Annotated in this window: 18 protein-coding genes; 14 read left to right on the plus strand and 4 right to left on the minus strand. The window is 62.9% G+C overall.

Annotation, left to right across the window (positions count from 1 at the left end):
- Positions 1–17: 17 nt before the first annotated feature.
- From lpdA to B0G74_RS06300, 6 genes are all read left to right on the plus strand, one after another.
- Positions 18–1,769: a dihydrolipoyl dehydrogenase gene (lpdA, locus tag B0G74_RS06275; protein ID WP_132374031.1), complete on the plus strand. Its 1,752-nt coding sequence runs from the start codon at positions 18–20 to the stop codon at positions 1,767–1,769.
- Positions 1,770–2,542: 773 nt separating this feature from the next.
- Positions 2,543–3,772: an EAL domain-containing protein gene (locus B0G74_RS06285; RefSeq protein ID WP_165923819.1), complete on the plus strand. Its 1,230-nt coding sequence runs from the start codon at positions 2,543–2,545 to the stop codon at positions 3,770–3,772.
- 234 nt (positions 3,773–4,006) lie between these two features.
- On the plus strand, positions 4,007–4,216 hold the full coding sequence (locus tag B0G74_RS06290) for a hypothetical protein (protein ID WP_116140898.1): 210 nt from the start codon (positions 4,007–4,009) through the stop codon (positions 4,214–4,216).
- 40 nt (positions 4,217–4,256) lie between these two features.
- Entirely contained in the window at positions 4,257–4,397 is a 141-nt protein-coding gene (locus B0G74_RS45670) for a hypothetical protein (protein WP_164862217.1), read from the plus strand.
- Between the two features lie 111 nt (positions 4,398–4,508).
- A complete protein-coding gene (locus tag B0G74_RS06295; protein WP_165923820.1) occupies positions 4,509–5,423 on the plus strand; it encodes an HTH-type transcriptional regulator ArgP in 915 nt (304 codons plus the stop codon).
- Between the two features lie 302 nt (positions 5,424–5,725).
- Positions 5,726–6,697, plus strand: coding sequence for a helix-turn-helix domain-containing protein (locus B0G74_RS06300; protein WP_132374034.1), 972 nt, complete (start codon positions 5,726–5,728; stop codon positions 6,695–6,697).
- Between the two features lie 104 nt (positions 6,698–6,801).
- Here the strand turns inward: B0G74_RS06300 and B0G74_RS06305 are convergent, their stop codons facing one another.
- The 4 genes from B0G74_RS06305 to B0G74_RS06320 form a co-directional block, all read right to left on the minus strand.
- The gene (locus B0G74_RS06305; protein WP_132374035.1) at positions 6,802–8,064 is read right to left on the minus strand and encodes a sodium:solute symporter; all 1,263 of its coding nucleotides are present in this window, start codon (positions 8,062–8,064) and stop codon (positions 6,802–6,804) included.
- Positions 8,051–9,004, minus strand: a complete 954-nt coding sequence (locus tag B0G74_RS06310; RefSeq protein WP_132374036.1) for a fatty acid desaturase — start codon at positions 9,002–9,004, stop codon at positions 8,051–8,053. The genes B0G74_RS06305 and B0G74_RS06310 overlap by 14 nt, the downstream gene beginning before the upstream one ends.
- A gap of 653 nt (positions 9,005–9,657) precedes the next feature.
- Entirely contained in the window at positions 9,658–9,870 is a 213-nt protein-coding gene (locus B0G74_RS06315; protein WP_116140908.1) for a hypothetical protein, read from the minus strand.
- 151 nt (positions 9,871–10,021) lie between these two features.
- Positions 10,022–10,459 (minus strand): helix-turn-helix transcriptional regulator, encoded by a 438-nt coding sequence (locus tag B0G74_RS06320; RefSeq protein WP_116140910.1) that lies wholly within the window; start codon positions 10,457–10,459, stop codon positions 10,022–10,024.
- A gap of 133 nt (positions 10,460–10,592) precedes the next feature.
- Between B0G74_RS06320 and B0G74_RS06325 the strand changes: the two genes are divergently transcribed.
- The 8 genes from B0G74_RS06325 to B0G74_RS06360 all read left to right on the plus strand — a co-directional run bounded on the left by B0G74_RS06325 (position 10,593) and on the right by B0G74_RS06360 (position 18,222).
- The gene (locus B0G74_RS06325; RefSeq protein ID WP_116140912.1) at positions 10,593–10,853 is read left to right on the plus strand and encodes a helix-turn-helix domain-containing protein; all 261 of its coding nucleotides are present in this window, start codon (positions 10,593–10,595) and stop codon (positions 10,851–10,853) included.
- Positions 10,854–10,921: 68 nt separating this feature from the next.
- A complete protein-coding gene (locus B0G74_RS06330) occupies positions 10,922–11,815 on the plus strand; it encodes a ParA family protein (RefSeq protein ID WP_116140914.1) in 894 nt (297 codons plus the stop codon).
- A 26-nt stretch (positions 11,816–11,841) separates the two neighbouring features.
- Positions 11,842–13,698 (plus strand): chromosome partitioning protein ParB, encoded by a 1,857-nt coding sequence (locus B0G74_RS06335; protein ID WP_243658120.1) that lies wholly within the window; start codon positions 11,842–11,844, stop codon positions 13,696–13,698.
- On the plus strand, positions 13,698–14,360 hold the full coding sequence (locus B0G74_RS06340; protein ID WP_116140918.1) for a hypothetical protein: 663 nt from the start codon (positions 13,698–13,700) through the stop codon (positions 14,358–14,360). The genes B0G74_RS06335 and B0G74_RS06340 overlap by 1 nt, the downstream gene beginning before the upstream one ends.
- A complete protein-coding gene (locus tag B0G74_RS06345; protein WP_116140920.1) occupies positions 14,341–14,859 on the plus strand; it encodes a hypothetical protein in 519 nt (172 codons plus the stop codon). The genes B0G74_RS06340 and B0G74_RS06345 overlap by 20 nt, the downstream gene beginning before the upstream one ends.
- On the plus strand, positions 14,856–16,475 hold the full coding sequence (locus tag B0G74_RS06350) for a hypothetical protein (RefSeq protein ID WP_116140922.1): 1,620 nt from the start codon (positions 14,856–14,858) through the stop codon (positions 16,473–16,475). The genes B0G74_RS06345 and B0G74_RS06350 overlap by 4 nt, the downstream gene beginning before the upstream one ends.
- Before the next feature lie 159 nt (positions 16,476–16,634).
- Entirely contained in the window at positions 16,635–17,705 is a 1,071-nt protein-coding gene (locus B0G74_RS06355; RefSeq protein ID WP_132374038.1) for a PFL_4669 family integrating conjugative element protein, read from the plus strand.
- Between the two features lie 16 nt (positions 17,706–17,721).
- The gene (locus tag B0G74_RS06360) at positions 17,722–18,222 is read left to right on the plus strand and encodes a hypothetical protein (protein ID WP_132374039.1); all 501 of its coding nucleotides are present in this window, start codon (positions 17,722–17,724) and stop codon (positions 18,220–18,222) included.
- Positions 18,223–18,255: the final 33 nt, after the last annotated feature.

Consider the following 18,255-nt stretch of genomic DNA (forward strand, 5'->3'; position numbering starts at 1 on the left):
CGAGAGGTGGATTGTTCATGACTCTCATTGAAGTCAAAGTACCCGACATCGGCGATTTCGGCGATATTCCGGTCATCGAGGTACTGGTCAAAACGGGTGACACGGTCCGGAAGGAGCAATCGCTCGTCACACTGGAGTCGGACAAGGCGACGATGGATGTGCCGAGCGCGGAAGCCGGTACGGTTAAAGAAGTGAAAGTGAAGGTTGGCGATAAAGTTTCGGAAGGTACGCTGATTGTTCTGCTAGAAGCAACAAACATTAGGGCGTACGAGGCGTCCGTTGCGGGAGCACCGTCGAGCATCACCGCAAGCGTGGCTCCGCAAGCGGGCAGCTTCGCCGGCAAGGCCGATATCGAATGCGACATGCTCGTGCTCGGCTCGGGCCCTGGCGGCTATTCGGCTGCGTTCCGTTCCGCGGACCTCGGCATGAAGACGGTGCTCGTCGAGCGTTATGCAACGCTGGGCGGCGTGTGTCTGAACGTCGGCTGTATTCCGTCCAAAGCGCTGCTGCACACGGCGCTCGTGATCGACGAAGCCGAAGCGCTCGGCGCGCATGGCATCACGTTCGCAAAGCCGCAAATCGATCTCGACAAGTTGCGCGAGTTCAAGTCGGGCGTCGTCAAAAAGCTGACGGGCGGCCTCGCCGGCATGGCCAAGATGCGCAAGGTCGAAGTGGTGACGGGCACCGGCTCTTTCGTCGATCCGAATCACATGGAAGTGCAGACCGAGGGCGGCAAGAAGGTCGTCAGGTTCAAGCAGGCGATTATCGCCGCAGGTTCGGAGGCGGTGAAGCTGCCGTTTATTCCGGAAGATCCGCGCGTAGTGGATTCGACCGGCGCGCTCGAACTGCGCCAGATTCCGCAGCGCATGCTGGTGATCGGCGGCGGCATCATTGGTCTTGAAATGGCGACGGTGTATGCCACGCTCGGCGCGAAAATCGACGTCGTCGAAATGCTCGACGGTCTGATGGCCGGCGCCGACCGCGATCTCGTCAAGGTCTGGGAGAAGTACAACAGCAAGCGTTTCGCAAACGTCATGCTGAAGACCAAAACCACTGCGTCTGAAGCGAAAGAGGACGGCATCTACGTGTCGTTCGAAGGCGACAAGGCGCCGGCCGAAGCGCAGCGGTACGACCTCGTGCTGGTGGCCGTCGGCCGCACGCCGAACGGCAAAAAGATCGGCGCGGACAAGGCGGGCGTGGCGGTGACGGATCGCGGCTTTATCGAAGCCGACAAGCAGATGCGCACCAACGTGCCGCACATCTTCGCGATCGGCGATATCGTCGGCCAGCCGATGCTCGCGCATAAAGCCGTGCACGAAGCCCACGTCGCCGCCGAAGTGGCTCACGGCGAGAAGGCGTACTTCGACGCGCTGCAGATTCCGTCGGTGGCCTACACCGATCCTGAAGTGGCGTGGGCCGGCAAGACCGAAGACCAGTTGAAGGCTGAAGGCATCAAGTACGGCAAGGCAGTATTCCCGTGGGCTGCTTCAGGCCGCGCGATCGCCAACGGCCGCGACGAGGGCTTCACGAAGCTGCTGTTCGACGAGGAAACGCATCGCGTGATCGGCGGCGGGATTGTCGGTCTGAATGCAGGCGACCTGATCAGCGAAGTGTGCCTCGCAATCGAAATGGGCGCGGATGCGACGGACATCGGCAAGACGATTCACCCGCACCCGACGCTCGGCGAATCGATCGGCATGGCCGCCGAACTGTACGAAGGCGTGTGTACCGATTTGCCGCCGAAGCGCGAAAAGGCAGGTCCGAAGTAAACGTAGGTCCTCGGGGTCTGTCAATCACGTGTTGCAGCGAGCCAGTCACTACCTTCGATCTTCAGGATCCCGTACTGTGACCTTCACAAAGGATGAGAAAGTTATGACGATCGTGGGAACCTCGTTGAGAAATATGGTGCAGGACTGGTTGGCGCCCAACCCGAAAAGAGGATTTCGGGTCAGCCACTATGGACGATCCAGCAGGGGACGCTACGTTTGCGTCGTCGCAGACAATGGAGCGGGCTCGAGGGCAATGTTCTTTTTTCGCCACCGTGACGGGTCATGGTGCATCTTACCGCCACAGCCAGAAAGACCCGCCATGCAGGTTGCAGAATTGTGTTGAGCACGAAAGAGCGCAAATCAACAGGCCGACGGAGCTGTTACCCGGACTATGCCTCTGCTTCCCTTATCGTTGCCTCCTTGGAAGGATGCAATGGTTAAACCGATACCCGATGATGTCTTGTGGTGACTAATTCAACTATCTTTGCCGCCGATCAAGCCGAAGCGCGCTTCATAAACCGCATGTGCGCCTTTGTGCTGCGGCGCAGTGCTAAAGAACCTTCTGTCCGTACACGTCTCGGAGTGTTTCGACGAGCACTGAACGGTAGAGCAGCCTACGTGCACGAGCTTGCCTTCCGTCGCGCATCGCGGCCTACGGTGCCGCGATGAGCAATCGCCTTCGGCTCGTCCGCCGGCCAACGGAGGTCAGATCGCTTTCGATAGCGGAGGAGGAAAATGTGCAGGGCACATGCGAGGCAGCGAACGAAGGTCCCGTGTCCGAGAGCACCGCACGCCGGAACTCACTGTGCATCGTGGCGTCAATCCGTAACCTCGCGCACATTGAAAGTGCTTACGGCACCGCAACCGCGCTGACCGTCGGGCATGTTGTATACGGGCGCGCCCGCGATTTCTGGACGCGGGAGTCGGGCATCATGACACGCAGCGGAGAGCAGATTGTCGTTCTGATTGACCATGCTGTTCCTGAAGACCTGGCGAACGCTCGCGCAGTTTGCAGCGACCATAGCATCGTCGATGCGGTCGTCGCGGCGCTGGGCGACGCGCCGGTGTTCACGTCGATGGGCCCGATCCGCGCAGACATCGGTGCATCGATCCCGACCTGCGACGGCACACCGTTCGACTCCGAAAAAGAAGCATCCGCGGAGATGCGCATGGGCACCAGAAAGTGGCGGACCCGATACGCGCGGGACATGGAAATTGCCGGGGAACTGCTAGGCGCGATGGAACGCGACGAGTTGTGCTTCCGCTATGAGAAGGTCTGCAGCGCGACCGGTACGGAGTGCGTCAGCTATTGGGAGGCGTTGTTGTGCAGGACCGGAGATGGCGTACCGGTCAGTGTAGGCAAGTGGATTCCCGCTCTCGAACGGCTCGGACTGGTGAGCCGCCTCGACAGATGGGTCGTGACGACCGTGATCGATACGCTGCGTGCGCATCCGGACATGTCGCTGGGCTGTAACGTGTCGATTCAGAGTGCAGCGCTCGGCGGCTGGCGGTCGATGGTCATCGAAACCCTTGCCGGGGAGCCTCAGGTCGCGGCACGGCTCGTCATCGAGTTGACGGAAAGCGCGCCGCTGACCGACATCGACGCAGTCGCGGACTTCGTCCGGGCGCTGCAACAGCTCGGATGTCGCGTCGCTCTCGATGACATCGGTGCAGGCTACAGTTCCGTGCGGAGTCTTATGGAACTGAGTGTGGACATTGCAAAAGTCGATGGTGGATATCTGCATCGGGCCCGCTCGAACGGATGCGTAAGAGTACATTTGGGTGCGCTGATCCGTCTGGCGCGAAGATGCGCTTCGCATGTGGTGGTCGAACGTGTCGAGGACGAGGAAGACCTGCACATATCCCAGGCCTGTGGCGCGCATTGGGTTCAGGGATATCTCTTTGAGCCGATCTTCGTCGCCGGTTTGGCGCAATCGGCGTCTGAGCCGGAACGGACTGATGTGCGAGATGGAAGGTCCTGCGGGAGAAAGGAGAAATCTTGAGCGACATCCTTCACCACAAACCTGAAAGTGGCGTGCCGGTCATCGCACAGCTCGTCGCTGGCATGCGGACCAACTGCGAGTCCGCTTGCAATTTTCTTCCGCAGCAATGACCGCGGTTGACGCGTATTCCCGCCTGAGCCTGAACGTCCGGTGTTTAGTTTCCTTCGAGTGCACCGCGATTGAGGTATCGGCGGCGCAATCCAGACTGGGTCCGGGAATGAATGGAGTACAAAAATGTTCGAAAAGTCGAAGCCGCTCACGCTCGAATACGCCCGGGAGCTCGAGATATGGACGTGCGCCTGGTACGACGAAGCCGTAGCAGCAAATTTCGTGCGGCCGCCGTATCACCCTGACGCGATGATCATCAAACGTCTGCAGGGCTACTTCCACGCCGGCCTGGCGCCGGCTGAAGCTGCAATGGCATGCTTCGGAAGGAACCACTGAAACGGCGCCGGCATCGCATCCTCGCTGGGCATGGATGGTCATGCGCAAGGCCGGCAACGATCTGGAAGATGCAATGAATGCCCAGCCCGTTACGCACATGGACCAACCACTGGAATCGGGCAACAACTTCAGCGAAGGTGCGCGTCTGCTGGAGTACCGATGGCGGCGCTTCGGCACCTGAACGAAGGAAACCATCGACGCCGCCGCCTCGAGCGGCTATGGGCGACGGCGCCGCCGCATTCCAGACAGAGTTTTTTGTTGATACCTATGCGTGGTTCAGGAAGGGGACACGATGTTGAACATGACCGAACTAGAAACGTTTGCCGCGGTCGTTGAGTATCGCAGTTTCTCGCAGGCGGCCGCGGCACTAAACATCTCTTCTGCTGCAGCGACACGCCGGGTCAAGCGGCTTGAAAGGTCAACGGGGGCACTCCTCCTGATCCGCGAACCGACCGTGATGCCGACGCAGGCAGGAGAAAAAGTCTATCGTCATTTCATGTCCATCCGGCTTCGGAAGGACGACCTGCTACGGGAAATCGAGCCCGGAAGAGCCGCGACCACTGCGCTGGCACTGGCAATCAACGCCGATTCCCTTGCAACCTGGTTCGAGCCGGTGACGCGCGAACTGGTGCAGTACCATGTCGAGCTTGAGATTCTGGTCGATGACCAGGATCACACGCTCGATGCGCTTGCCCGCGGCGACGTCAAAGGCTTTCTTTCGACGCAGGCGGAGCCTGTGGGTGAGCGTTTCGCGGCCGAGCCGGTCGGACAGATGCGCTATCAGTGTGTCGCTTCGCCCGGGTTCGCCCGCGAACATTTCGCTGGCGGCCTGATCCTGCCCGGCGCGCTCAAGGCACCAGCCATCCTGTTTGACCGCAAGGACAGGTTGCACGACATATTTCTCAGGTCGTACTTCGGCGCGACAGTCGGCAGGTACATCAAGCACTATTTGCCTTCACCGTCGGCGTTGTTCAATGCAATTGTTGACGGCGTCGGGTATGGTCTCGTACCTGCGATGCAGGCCGAGCCGCGAATCATTGACGGCAGACTGGTTGCGCTCGCCCCCGATCACGACGTGATGATCGATCTGTACTGGCATCACTGGGAGCAGGAGCCCGAGTCGCTCGCGAAGATCAGTGCACTGGTGATGGAAGCGGCACGCGGAAGCCTGGTTCAGCCGGCTCCGGAGGGAGACGGCGGCAGTTGAAGGATCATCGCAGATGGCCGCCTCGACGCTGCGTGGCGCGTCTTTCGGCCGCGCTTGTCACGCCGCTCATTGTCGCCCGTGTTTTTCTGGGGACATGTCATGCGGTCCGATCTCCCGCTGTCCTTTCTCATAGCCGGTCCCGTTTCATTTACCTCGATTCCGTCCACCCGGGGGTTCCGCAGTGACGCAAGCGGTGAATGTTACGCCGGCGACGGATCCGGGACCATAACGGTCCATGGAGGCGGGAGACGTTGCCTGCCAACGGGCGGCCACCCTTTTCCAGCGACGATATTCACGCATACATGCCAGAGAACGTTACGATCAAGTCAGTGAAGCATATTGGTATTGCATTATTCGACGGATTTGCGCTCTGCGAGACCGCTTCTGTGATCGAACTGTTCCAGTGTGCCAATGCACTCGTTTCAGGTGACCGGGGGCGTGCAGTGCCGTACCAGGTGTATCTGCTTTCGAGTGCCGGCGGTTGCGTCGCAAGCTCGTCTTCGGTCAACGTGTGGACCGAAAGCGTCGACACGCCGCGCCATGTCAGGCATTTCCAGGTGCTTTTCGTCGCAGGCGGGGCAGGCGTTCAACACATCGCGTGTGACAGGCAGAGCATGGAGTGGCTGCGCCGAACAGGTGAGCGTGCCGGGCTCGTTTATGCCATTGCCGAAGGGCACCAGCTACTGGAAGGAGCCGGGTTCAGATGCGCGCAAGCCGGTTGGTGCATCGACGAACAGGCTTCAGTTGGGGGGAGAACGGCCCTCCGGGCGCCGAGGACGCACGAGGTGTCTCCGGCGATTCGCGCGGCGTTGAGCATCATCCAGGAAGACCTTGGCGGTGAGATTGTGCGCCCGATTCCGCCCGACATCATGTCACCGGCGCTGACGCAACTTACCGACATGATCTGTCGAACGGCGACGCGCGATGTCAGCGAGAAGATCAGGGCCGCTGCGCGATGGCTGGAGGCAAATGGCAACCAGCCACTTGCGATCGGGCGGGCTGCCGAGGCGGCAGCAATGAGCGGCAGGAACTTCCTGCGACGTTTCAAGGCGGAAATGGGCGTCACACCGTGCGACTACCTCCTGCATCTGCGCCTCGACAGGTGTTGCCGTTTGCTCGTCGAGACCCGTCTGCCAGTCGACAAGATCGCGCGACGTTGCGGCGTGGGCAGCGGCGGGCGACTCGCCAAGCTGTTTCGCAGGCATCTCGGCAAGACCCCTACCGACTACAGGGCCATCCAGCGCTGGTCGGGCGAATCCAGCCAGGGAGACTGAAACTTCCGAAGCCGAAATCAGAATTGCTCGTCTGAACGCCCGAACGACCAGGGGTAAGATTGCCTGCCCACCGCTCCATTCTGCCCGGCTTCGACGGCCGGACTTCAGGATCGCGCGCGCCCCGGCAGGCGGGTGAATCGCCATGCGGCCAGCACGCAGGCGGACGCCAGCAACCCGGCCGGCAGCGGGAGCCAGGCGGGCAGATTTCCGATATCAGTCCAGTTCATCGACGAAACGAGCAGGGAGGTCGCGGCGCCAGAGAGCAACATCCATGATGCGCAGCGCGGCGCAACGCGTCGTCCGGTCTCGTGAAGGAGAAACAGCAACCCGACGGCCGCAACATACACGACGTTCAACGAAACGATGGTTGATACGATCGCCTGACCGTCCGTCGCGATTGCGCATCCGATGGCAACGATCAGCACGCGCGACGCGTGGCCGTGGTGACCATCACTCGCGTGGCCGTGGCGGCCATCACGCGAATATAGGCCCTCAAGGGCCGACGACATCGCTCGCGTGATGGCCGTTCCCGATCCGAGCGCGGCCAGGAGGATAACGCCGATGCAAATCATCCCCATCGCCCCACTGGTCTGCAGCATGATCCATGGGATCGCACTCGCGGTCTCGCTCAGGCCGTACAGCTTGCCGGCGCGAAGCGCAGCGACGACCGTCGCGGCCGGAAGAAACCCCGTCACCATCAGGAAGAGGCTCGCGAGCACGCAGCCCAGCCACGCATCTCGCGGTCGGCGCGCCGCGATGGCGAACTGTTGATAGTCGGATCCCGTGATGACCAGAAAGCCGACCGCTGCAATGGTGACCAGGGTCCCGGCTCGTGGCGCAGTGCATATCTCCGCAATGAAGGACGGCCACGCATGCAGGTACACGGGCAGGCCGCCCGATGCGGCGAGCGCATGCACAAGCGCGATGTTCGTCGCCAGCAGGCAGCACGCAAAGAGCACCGCAGCGATGCCGAGCTCAATGCAGGACATGACCAGCAGCGCCGCGGCGATCAGCACCAGTGCATGGGTTGCCGGCAGGCCCGTCGCGACGAGCACGGCGATACCGCCATGGATCTGGGCGGCCAGTACGCCGGACATCCACACGAGCGAGAGCAGCGCGACGAGCCTGCGCACCACCGGACCGTACCGCTCGCCAAACACGTCCCAGATGAGTTCGCGGCCCCGCCAGAGTGTCGGCGCGGCCAGCGCAAGCCCGAGCATGCCCAGTGCGGTGACGATCGCATACAGACTGCCCGCCATGCCGGCATGCAGTGCCATTTCGCCGGAACCGAGCAGGAAGGCGACACCGTAGCTGGCCGAGACGAGCAGCGCGGCCACGTGGATCGCACCGAGATTACGCTGCAGCATTTTCACCTCCCTGGACTTCCCATTCGCGCACGACGGCCTCAGGGCCGCGAAAGTACGCATGGCAGACTCTCGCCTCGCTGGCGAAGGCGGGCAAAGCCAGCAGCCTGCGCTGTGCGCGAGGCAGGCGGTGATAGGGAATCGACGGCATCAGGTGATGCATGAGGTGGTAGCCGTTGTTGTGCGGGTGAATGATCCAGCGCATGACGCTGCGGGACGAGACGTCACGCGTGTAACTGAAAATCCCGCCTCGCGCCAGACCGAAGTGATCGCACAGCTCACGAAACGTGGTGATCGCGTGAAAGAAGGTGGCTCTCGCCAGCATCCAGATGCCGAAAAAAAGCGCCGCCGCATGAACACCCCGCACAAGTGTCACGGCACCCAGTACGGCGACCCACCATCCGATGATGCCCAACCGCTGCATCCAGCCGAGCCGCCGTAGATGCAGGTGGCCGAATATTGAAGCTGACCGGGCCGCTGGCGCAAGCAGCACCTTGAGAAACGGTTGCCACCAGCCGTCCCCAGGCCCGGGCTGAACGGCGATGTAGTCAGGGTCGTGCGTGGGGTCGCCGAGCCACGCGTGATGGCGGGCGTGGAGTTCCCGATAGAGGGCTAGACCGTTGAAGAGCGCCGGCGCGATGAAAAGTCGCGCGAGCGCGTCGTTGAGCCGACTGGAACGGGCAAAATTGCGGTGTGCGGCGTCGTGCAGCAGGTTGCCGAGCGCACGCTGCCGGTTACCGATCCATGCAACAGCCGCCGGTGCCGTCCACCATCCGACACGCAGCAGGATCAGGATGGCAACGGTGATGCTCAGCCAGTCGAACACGATATCGATGACGACATTGAGCACGTCGGGCGATGTCATGGTCCGGTGAAGGGTATCCCATTCGGGAAACGCGGAGCGGATCAGATCCTGGTCGTGAATTACGGCGCGACTATTCATGAATTACCTCGCATGGATTACCTCACAACGAAGACAGGCACGTCGCCCGCAGCGGATGCGAAATCGCATCGCATGCACATGGGTGACGACAACGGGCTTTGATATTACGAAACCAGCGCGCGCTTGATCCCGCGTTGCGAAAATATTCATGCGGTTGCATTTTCGGCAACGGCGTGCGCGATGTTTTTCGATTCTTGCCGACCGTTTCCGGCGGCAATGAAATGAAGGGCGCGGGTATGATCGGGCGGATGACGTGCGCGGCGCCGCGGGAATTGGAGGCACGCGACAAATGCCAGGCAGGACTGCGAAACGTTCCGCTCTATCACGCAACCTCACGCAACATCACGGAGCACGCCTTGAAGAAGGACTGAAGAGACAGGTGATCGTGTGGGTTACAGCGTCAGTCTGGGCGCTCTATCGTCGATATCCTGTATGGATCCCGGGGTGACGCGGTGCTTCGCGATGAAGATGGTCACAGGCGTTCTTGCTCTAAACCACGGTCATGGCGTCAACTGGGTCCCCTCATCGACTCCGCGAAAGGAGGCTCCGTCACGTGACGATGCGCGATATTCCGCGCGGAGAATCGATCAACGGCTCGGGGAATTTTTCAGGAATCAGCGGGCCGGCCGGCGCCACGAACAGAACGCGCGGCGCTATGCTGGTGCGCCATCGTCGGCCGGCTCCGTCGAGATACAGATCTGCACGCTGGTGGGCGCGTGCTGTCCAATGACGAATTCAAGACGGATATGCGTTTCGGGTGCCAATGCGATTTTCGCGGCCTGCCTGCCACGGGCAAGCAGCGCGTCCTTCTCGATCTCGATGGCCAGTTCGTCCAGTTCCTTGCTGATTTCTTCCCGGCGTCCCATTCCTTTCTCCACGACCGATGGCGATATCACAGGCGCTTTCACGCATGCGTCACAAAACGCTACGTCTGAAGATTAATGTTGGAACGATGGTCGACGGGCATCATTGCAGAATTGTTCTCGTCGTTGACCTGAGCGCAATCACTGACCGCAATCAGCGTGCGAGACGACTGATGCGCGAGTCCTTCAGGATCTGCTCGGCACTCTCGCCCAGCAACTGGCACTGCTCGTAGAGCAGGCCAATCAGTCGCGCCTTTTTCTTCGCGTCGAGCGGCACATCAAGACGCTGCTCGATGCGTGCGACGGCGACCAGCACGCTGTCGAGCGTCTTCTGGTCGAGCCGGTAGTGCACATCGCGGTCGAGAATCATGTTGCCGTCACCCGTCATCAGCCAGACGGGATCGACTGAAAACTGCTCATAGAGCGCGCGCAGCAGTTCGACCGGTACCGCACGCTCGCCGCGCTCGTAATTCGCATAGGCACGCAGGGAAAGGCCGAGCTGCCGGGCCATCTTGTCCTGCGACAGGCCGAGGTGTTCGCGCACCTGCGCGACACGCTGATGGTAGTCGCCGTGATCCGTGGTGCTTGACATGTCTGTCTCACATTCCTAGAGTGATCTTGTGCCTTGATTATAGGAACAATTGAGTAATGGACAAGTCTGGACGTACCTGGATTAAACGGGCGTTTTCTGGAGACATGATGCGTCGACGCGTCATGAAGGGAAAATGATCGGTAGCCGGTTTTACACGCTGGAAGAGATTGCGCGCGAGCTGCATATCGCGCCAGCGACTGCACGCAACCGGCTCACGCTCGGGCTGCCGATGCCACCGTCAATCCGCGTGGGGCGCCGTCGTCTTTTTCCCGCTGACGAGTATGAAAAGTGGATTGCCTCGCAACTCACGCACTCTGGCGCGAACGGGACCGTGGGCGACGCCACTGAGGCGCCCGATCCTGATCCACATGGGCCGGCTTACGACCCGACCTAGCGACGCAAATTCTGTTTCATTAACCTGAATTTCCACTCAAGCGATGATGCTGTCCTGGACATCCCACCGTGCCGGTAGTTATCTCCTTCGTCTCCACCAAAGGCGGCGTCGGTAAGACGACCGTCGCCGCCAATCTGGGCGGCCTGCTCGTAGCCTTCGGCCTGAAGGTGCTCGCGATCGATGCCGATGTCCAGCCGGGTCTAAGCAGGTTCTTTCCCGTCCAGTACCGTTCACCGCAGGCTCTGAGCGCTGTCGTGACCTCAGGCGGCAATCCGTCGATCGACTGCATCAGTCGCACGATTTTCTCGAATCTTGATCTCGTCTACTCCGATACGCCCGATGCAGCGCTGCAGGCGTGGCTGAGCCGGCGCGAGGATCGCCTGATGATCCTGCGCCGGGCGATGCGCAGCCCGCTGATCGAGCCGTATGACGTGGTGCTGATCGATACACAGGGTGCGGTAGGCGAACTGCAGAAGTCCGCGGCGATGGCGGCCGACCTCATGGTGTCGCCCGTGAAGCCGGATGCGCTCAGCGCCGGGGAGTTCGCCAACGGTACGATCGCCATGCTCGATGAGCTGAACCGGCTGGCCGACTTCGGCGAATCCTTCCGTTCCGGCGACCTGCTTGCGCTGATCAATGCGCACGAGCGCACCACCAATGCGCGGGCACTTGCCGCCGTGCTGCGGCAGCGGTTTGCCGGGCATCCAAAAGTCCGGGTCCTCGACACTGTGATCCCGTCAGCGGCCGCCTATGCGGCCGCGGCGACGGCGCGCATTCCCGTGCACGACTTCGATCGTCGCCGCCGGTTCGACAATTCGGCCTGGAATGTCATGCACCGTCTCGCATGGGAACTGTTCCCGTCGCTGGCGAATGTGTATGCCGGGTCACCGCGACGTGCGATGGTCGACGTCGGTACGATCAACATCCGGGCTCGCGACATCGGGCAGGGGGCGCTCGCATGAGCGTGTCAGCAAACCCGCTCAGAGGGGTGCGCGAGGCGCACGAGACGCACGAGGCGCTCGCCGCGCAGCGCCTGGACGTGCCGCCCCCGGCCGCCCGGACGCCCGAACCGCAGCTCACCTCGGTGATCCGGCTCAGGATCCTCGATGTGATGGTCTACGAGCGCAATCCACGGCGGGCATCGCATGAGCGCATCGTTGAGCTCAAGGAGTCGATCCGCGCGAACGGTATCGAACAGATCGTGACGGTGACCCGCCGTCCTGGCGAGACGCGTTACGTGGTGGCGAAGGGCGGCAATTCGCGCGTGACCGCAGCGACGGCCCTTTACGACGAAACGCGCGACCAGCGCTTCCTTTACTACGACTTCGTCTGCGTGCCGTACCCGGGCGAGCCGAAGCTGCTGGCGGCCCACCTGCGTGAGAACGACCAGCGCGCTGACCTCTGTTTCTGGGACAGGGCGAACGGCTATCTTGCGCTCAGGGCGGATCTGGAAGCCGGGCGGGGCGAGACGCTGTCGTTACGTGAGTTCTCGCGGCTGCTCGAACAGGAGGGGGCGCCGGTGAGTCATGTGCTGCTCGCGCTCTTCCAGTTCGCGATCGACCGTCTGTCGGCCCTGGGGCCGGCCACGGTGTACCTGAGCCGGCGCGCACTCGTCGATGTGATCCAGCCCGGCATCGGCATGCTGCTGCGTCTCGTACGCCGCCTCGGCTTCGACGATCACTGGCTGCAGACGCGGGTGATCGACCCGCACCTGACCGGCATCGCCGCCCGGTGCAATCCGGACAACCCGGATGCGGCCGGTACGCTGGCGCGGTCCACGCCATCTGACGCTGCGCAGCTGGTCGACGGATTGAGACAGCGCCTCGCAGGCGAACTGGGCGTGCCGCGCGATGCCCTGGACCGGATGTGTCATCTGTTCGAGCGCGTGCCGGATGCCACGGGTGATGCGCTACGTGAACTCGGTGGCATGCCAGGCGAACGACCTGAACCTTTATCGGTCACGCCGGTTCTCGACGCGGATCGTGCAGGGGCAACGCCAGGTCCCTCGGCCTCGTCGGCCTCGTCGGCTTCGTCGGCTTTGTCGGCCGTGCTGGTATCAGGCGCCGACCAACAATCGCGCGCCACGCCGGGTGCGGATCGGGCCGTGTCGCCCCCGACCGCCGTAGGGAAACAACCTGATGGGTCAGACGTACCGCCCGATGGCCCGCAACCGGCGCTGGACGGTACGTTCACACGGGTGACCGACGAAGGTCATCAGGACAGCGGGCCGTACGCTGCATCGCCCTCAAACCAGGGTGAGCTTTTCCGGGAGGCGGTGCTGGCTTTCGCGCGGACCTGTGGTCTCGATGGCTGCGTGCGCGATGCGCAAGGGCTGCCGTACGGATTCATGGTCGAGCCACCGCCGCCGGGCAGACCGCGCTTTTCGCCCGATTCGTCGCCCGATTTGTCGGCTGATTCGTCGCCGGGCCTCTCATCCGGTTCATCGCCCGGTTTCTCATCCGGTTCCTCGCCCGATGCCGACGCGCAGCGTAACGAGGAGATGCTCAACCAGTATCTCGGCTGGTGGTGGCTCGTGAGCCTTTCACGGCAAAACAGCGCCACCGGCGTCACACGCGTGCCGCCTGACAGCCGCTTCGCACACATGGCCCGCGATGACGAGACGTGGAACCGCACCTGTGACGCGAGCGTCGGCGAGCCGTTGCTCGCTGATCGCATGGACGTGATGTTCGACGTGATGCTCAATCCCGATCACCCGATCGGTCAGTGGTGGGGCGAGGTCATTGGCGCGGCGCGCGCATTCCGTGCCGCGTATCCCGAACGCTTTACGCCCGCGCGCTGGCCCGAGCCCGGTGCGGACCAGCGTCTTCAGCGGGGAGGGCCGTGATGGACACCGCCTTCCTGCGACTGGAGAGCGAAGCGCTCGAACGCATCGCGCTGCTTGAGCTGATTGCGTGCGCCTGCGTGACAGATCGGTACATCGCTACGGGCATTCAGGATGCCGAAGTTTCATGTGAAACAGCGTCGCGCCAGCGGACATCGCTGACAGACCGGTTGCCGGACGGAATCCGGCGTGTGCTCGGCGATGCCCGTTCATCCGCACTCGCGCGCGATCTGCTGGGCGCTGGTGCATTGCGTGTCTTTGTGGATGCGGACGCGCTGCAGCGTCGCTGCGAGCTGATCGAGCGGCAGTGGCGCGATCAGGATCTGTTGCGCGCCTTTGTGGAGCGGCAGGCCAGCATTCCGATGATCCGCAGGTTTTTCCGCACGGCCACGCGCGCAACGATCACGCAGCTGCGAGCCGAACTCAATGTTCTCGCGCCGACGAAACCCCGCGCGCTGTCGCGCTCCGGGATGGATCAGCTGTTCGATGCATGGGCCCGTCTCAAAGACATCGGCGACCTGCGCGAACGCTATCTGGCGCTGCATGAGCAATGTGACGGGCGATGGTCGCTCGCGACGCTTTTCGCGGCACTCGACGCGGATGCCGGCGACCGTCACCCGTCTTCTTCCCACCAGGAGTCTGACCATGTACGACATGCGACTTGATCCGCAGGGCAACCTGCTGCCCGGCAAGACCTGGGACGATTCACCCGGGCTGCCGCCTGCCGAGACTGAAATGGTTCTCTCGATGCTCGACGTGCCGATCACGATCGACCGCTGTTTCGTCGAGATCTGCGGCGACCTCGCCGCGGCCGCCATGCTGACGGAACTGTCGACGGTTGAAAGCGAAAACGGACGGCAGCATGCCTGGCTGCAGATCACGCCTGATGAGTTTGCGCGACGACTGGCACTCACTGAGCCGCAGCAGCGCGCCGCGCGGCGACTGCTCCGATCGAAGGGCCTCATCGCGCACCGCCGGCGAAAGGCGCTGTCAGCCGATGAGTTCCGCATCCTCTGGCCGGCCGTGCTTGCGCTGCTTCAGCGCAAGGCCCAGGAGCGCACCGCCCATATCGTCTGGCCGCCCGTACGTCCCGACCGTCCGGATCATGGACAACAGTCGAAGCAGCCAAAGCACCCGGAGCAGCCGGAGGAGATCGAATCATGATGCCCGGCTGCCATCCCTATATCACCGAGTTCGAAACGATGTGGATCCTGCTCAGGCCGCATCGGCCCATCGCTTTCGGCACGCGCATGGCCCGCATCACCGGGCATCCGAAGCAGGCGCTGCTGCTCTCGCAACTCGTGTACTGGACGCGACGCGGGCGCGACGTTGAGACCAACGGCGGCTGGGTCCACAAGACCCGCGAACACTGGCTGCTTGAGACGGGCCTCTCGCGCGAGGAGCAGGAGAATGCGCGGCGGCGCCTGCGGGAGCTGAATCTGGTGAGCGAATGGCGGGGTGGCCAGCCCGCGCGCATGCATTACCGGCTGGAGGTCGACGCCATCTCGACCGCCGTTCGCGCGACCTGTGCAATGGCCGTGCAGCTCCCGGCATCGATCGAAGCGATGCGGGCGGACCCGTTCGCAGGTGACGCGTTGCTGGGACCGACTGTCGCGTACCGACGTATTTTTGTTGATCTCATCGGCAACGTGAATGCCGCGCTACTGCTCTCGCGCATGGTGCAGTTGCAGCGCCGTGAGGCCGACCGGCAATGTACCTGGTTCACGCACACGGCCGGAGAATGGCAACGCACGCTGGGACTTAACCGGCGTCAGCTCGACAATGCGAGAGCGCGGCTCCTGCGCCAGGGGCTGATTCGCGAGTTCATGCGCCAGTGCACCGGTCGACGTGTGTTCACCCAGGTCAATGCGGGCGAACTGAAACGCCAGCTTGAGCGCCTGGCGTCGCGCGGCGATATGCGCGAGCGATTGGCGACGCGCAAACGCCTGCTCGCGCAGAGTCTGCATGAAGAAGAGGGCGCTGCGGCATCCAGACCGCTGGCTGTTACCCCGGGTAACAGCCAGGACGAGGGTGCGTCGTTCAGTACGCCGTTCAGCGCGTCATTCACAACGCCAGTAAGCGAACCGGTCCACCGGCCGCCCGTTTGCGCGGGCGCACGTGCGTGCCCGAACTCGCCAACCGGAAGTCGCCCACTGGAGGCAGGACTGGACGCGAATGCTGCCGCAACTGTGATGCGGTGGGCGGGTTTGATCCGTTACCGATGGCGGGAAACGTGCGTTCCAGACGCGCGCGTATATGGAAGGATTACATACCAGACTACGACAACCCCGAGCGACAGCTATTCGCGGGGCCATGGCCCGACGCAGGTTGTCGTGGGCGGTTCGATTTCGCCGCGAACAACCGGCGGCACCGACGATGGTCCGCTGTCCTGGCCAGCGATGGTCAGTGTGAGCGAGCGGTCATTGGTCGCTTCGCACCTCGCGCGGATTCCTGTTGCGGATCGGCAGATGCTGCTCGACGAGATGGCGGCAGGTCACCGGCATCAGCCGGTGCAACTGCCCGTCGCCTACATCGCAGGTCTCGTGCGCCGCTATCTCGCCGGGGAGTTCATCCCCACAAGAGCGCATCTCGAACGGGCGGCGCGCAGGCAGGCAGGGCCAGGCGAGGGCGCGATCGTGGCGTCGCACAGCCCGCAGGACCCGGCCGGTCTGCCTGTGTCAACGCGCGAAACCGCGTGCCGGCATCTGGCGGCGATCCGGGATGCACTGCGTGCCGGGATTGCGCATCGATCAGCGCATCGGGTGGGCTGTCATGCATGACGGACTTTATCGTCTGTGCGACGCGCATTGCAACGTGCTGCTGTTACCCGGGGTAACAGCCAGCCTGGCCGGCTACCCTCACGCGCGCCGTGTTACCCCGGGTAACACCGCAGTGCTCGCCATTCCGGTCATCGACTATCTGTTTCAAGGAGCCCATTCATGGACACCTCGTCTGCCCATCATGATCATGTTGATCCCGCTGTTGATGCCTTCTCGCGCTCCACGTCCTCACCGTTTGCCGACGGCTACGACCTCGACGCGGAACGCGCGGTCCTCGCGCACCTGATTGCTGAAGACGATCCTGATCCGGCCGATCCACTGTTCGGCCGATATCAGCTGTTTCTCGAACGCGAAGACGCGCTGAACCACATGCGCGAGACGCACGCGCTGCGACAGGGCAGCGATTCACTGGTGCGCCCGCACGAGGCGCAGGAGATCAGCCGCATCGGCCAGCTCGGCAGCGACGGCGCGGACCAAATGCGGCTGCACACGCGGGACGCGATGCGGCTTTTTCTCGGCAGATCAATCGCGCCGGGAGAACAGGGACATCCGATGGCGGGCGGCCGCCGCGTGGCCGCTTCGCTGCGTGCGTTGTGGTCACTGTCGGGCAACGACAATCCGTACGCGGACTGGAGGCTCATCGAGATCGCCGAGCGGATCGCCGGTATCCGGCGTGCGAACGAACTCGAGCAGCAGCGTGCCCGCCAGTTGCTGGATGCTGCACGCGAAAAAGGCCTGGAGTACTCGGTGCTGCAATCGCGCGAACCCGCACAGGTCTCGCTCGGCTTTGGCTCGCCGTACGGCTACATGATCGTGATGCTGCTGGTCGAGCTCGACTATCTGGTGCGCCTCGTGCGCTCCGCGGTACTGCGCGATCTGATGTCGTCGACCGAAGGCTTCCGGCGCATCGGGTCGGCCAGACACCGGTGCCTGTCCGTGTTCCATTTCGCGGTGCACTGCCAGCGCGTGCTCACGCGCGCCGAACTGCTGCCGCTTTCGCGGGTCGACTTCCTGCCGAATGCGGATACTGCCGCACGCCAGCGCGTTGAAGCCGCCCGCGCGCTGCTCGGTGTGTTGCCGCGCGATGTCTTCACCGGCGCACGCGAACCGCGCCACAGCCGGAGGCGCGTGAGCCGTCTGTCGGACGCGGAACTGCGGCTGCTCGACAGTGTGCGGCTGTCCGGGGACGATGCGGTCGCGGAAGCTGCGGCAGCGGCGCTGGTCCCGTGATGCGAGGACTGCGGCAATGACTGACCGACCTTCGGATCTGGATCGACGTTCAAAGGCCTTTAAGGGTAAGGGCGAGCGCAAGGCGGCGGCCAGGGGCGAGCCGGCGATGGCGCTACCCGTGTCGCGGATCGCGGGCGACCCCGGGATACGCGTGCTGCTGCGTTCATACGAGCACTGGCTTGACGAGACGGTCACGGAAATGCAGACGCTGGCATCGGAGAGTGCGACCGCCGGGCTCGACGTGTCGCTTCGCTGCGTACGCATTGCGCTCGCGAGTGGCGCAACGCGCCACCGGCTCGACTGGTTTATGCGCGGCGCGCCGCATGCGGTCGGCTGGCATCGTGTGAAGGGCTGTTTCAATCGCATCCCGGCGCCGCTGCGCACGTATCTGCAGCAGTGCAATGCGCGCGCGAACGAGCTTAATGCACTGGAGTCGGTGTTCCGCTATGCGGCGAGTCAGCTCGCGATGTATCTGGAGCACGGCACGGTCAAGGTTCGACGGACCGATGAGCGCTGAGACAGGCGCGGGTCCCGTCGTGGCGTGATTGAG

The organism is Paraburkholderia sp. BL9I2N2 (assembly GCF_004339745.1).
In the GTDB taxonomy this organism is placed as follows: domain Bacteria; phylum Pseudomonadota; class Gammaproteobacteria; order Burkholderiales; family Burkholderiaceae; genus Paraburkholderia.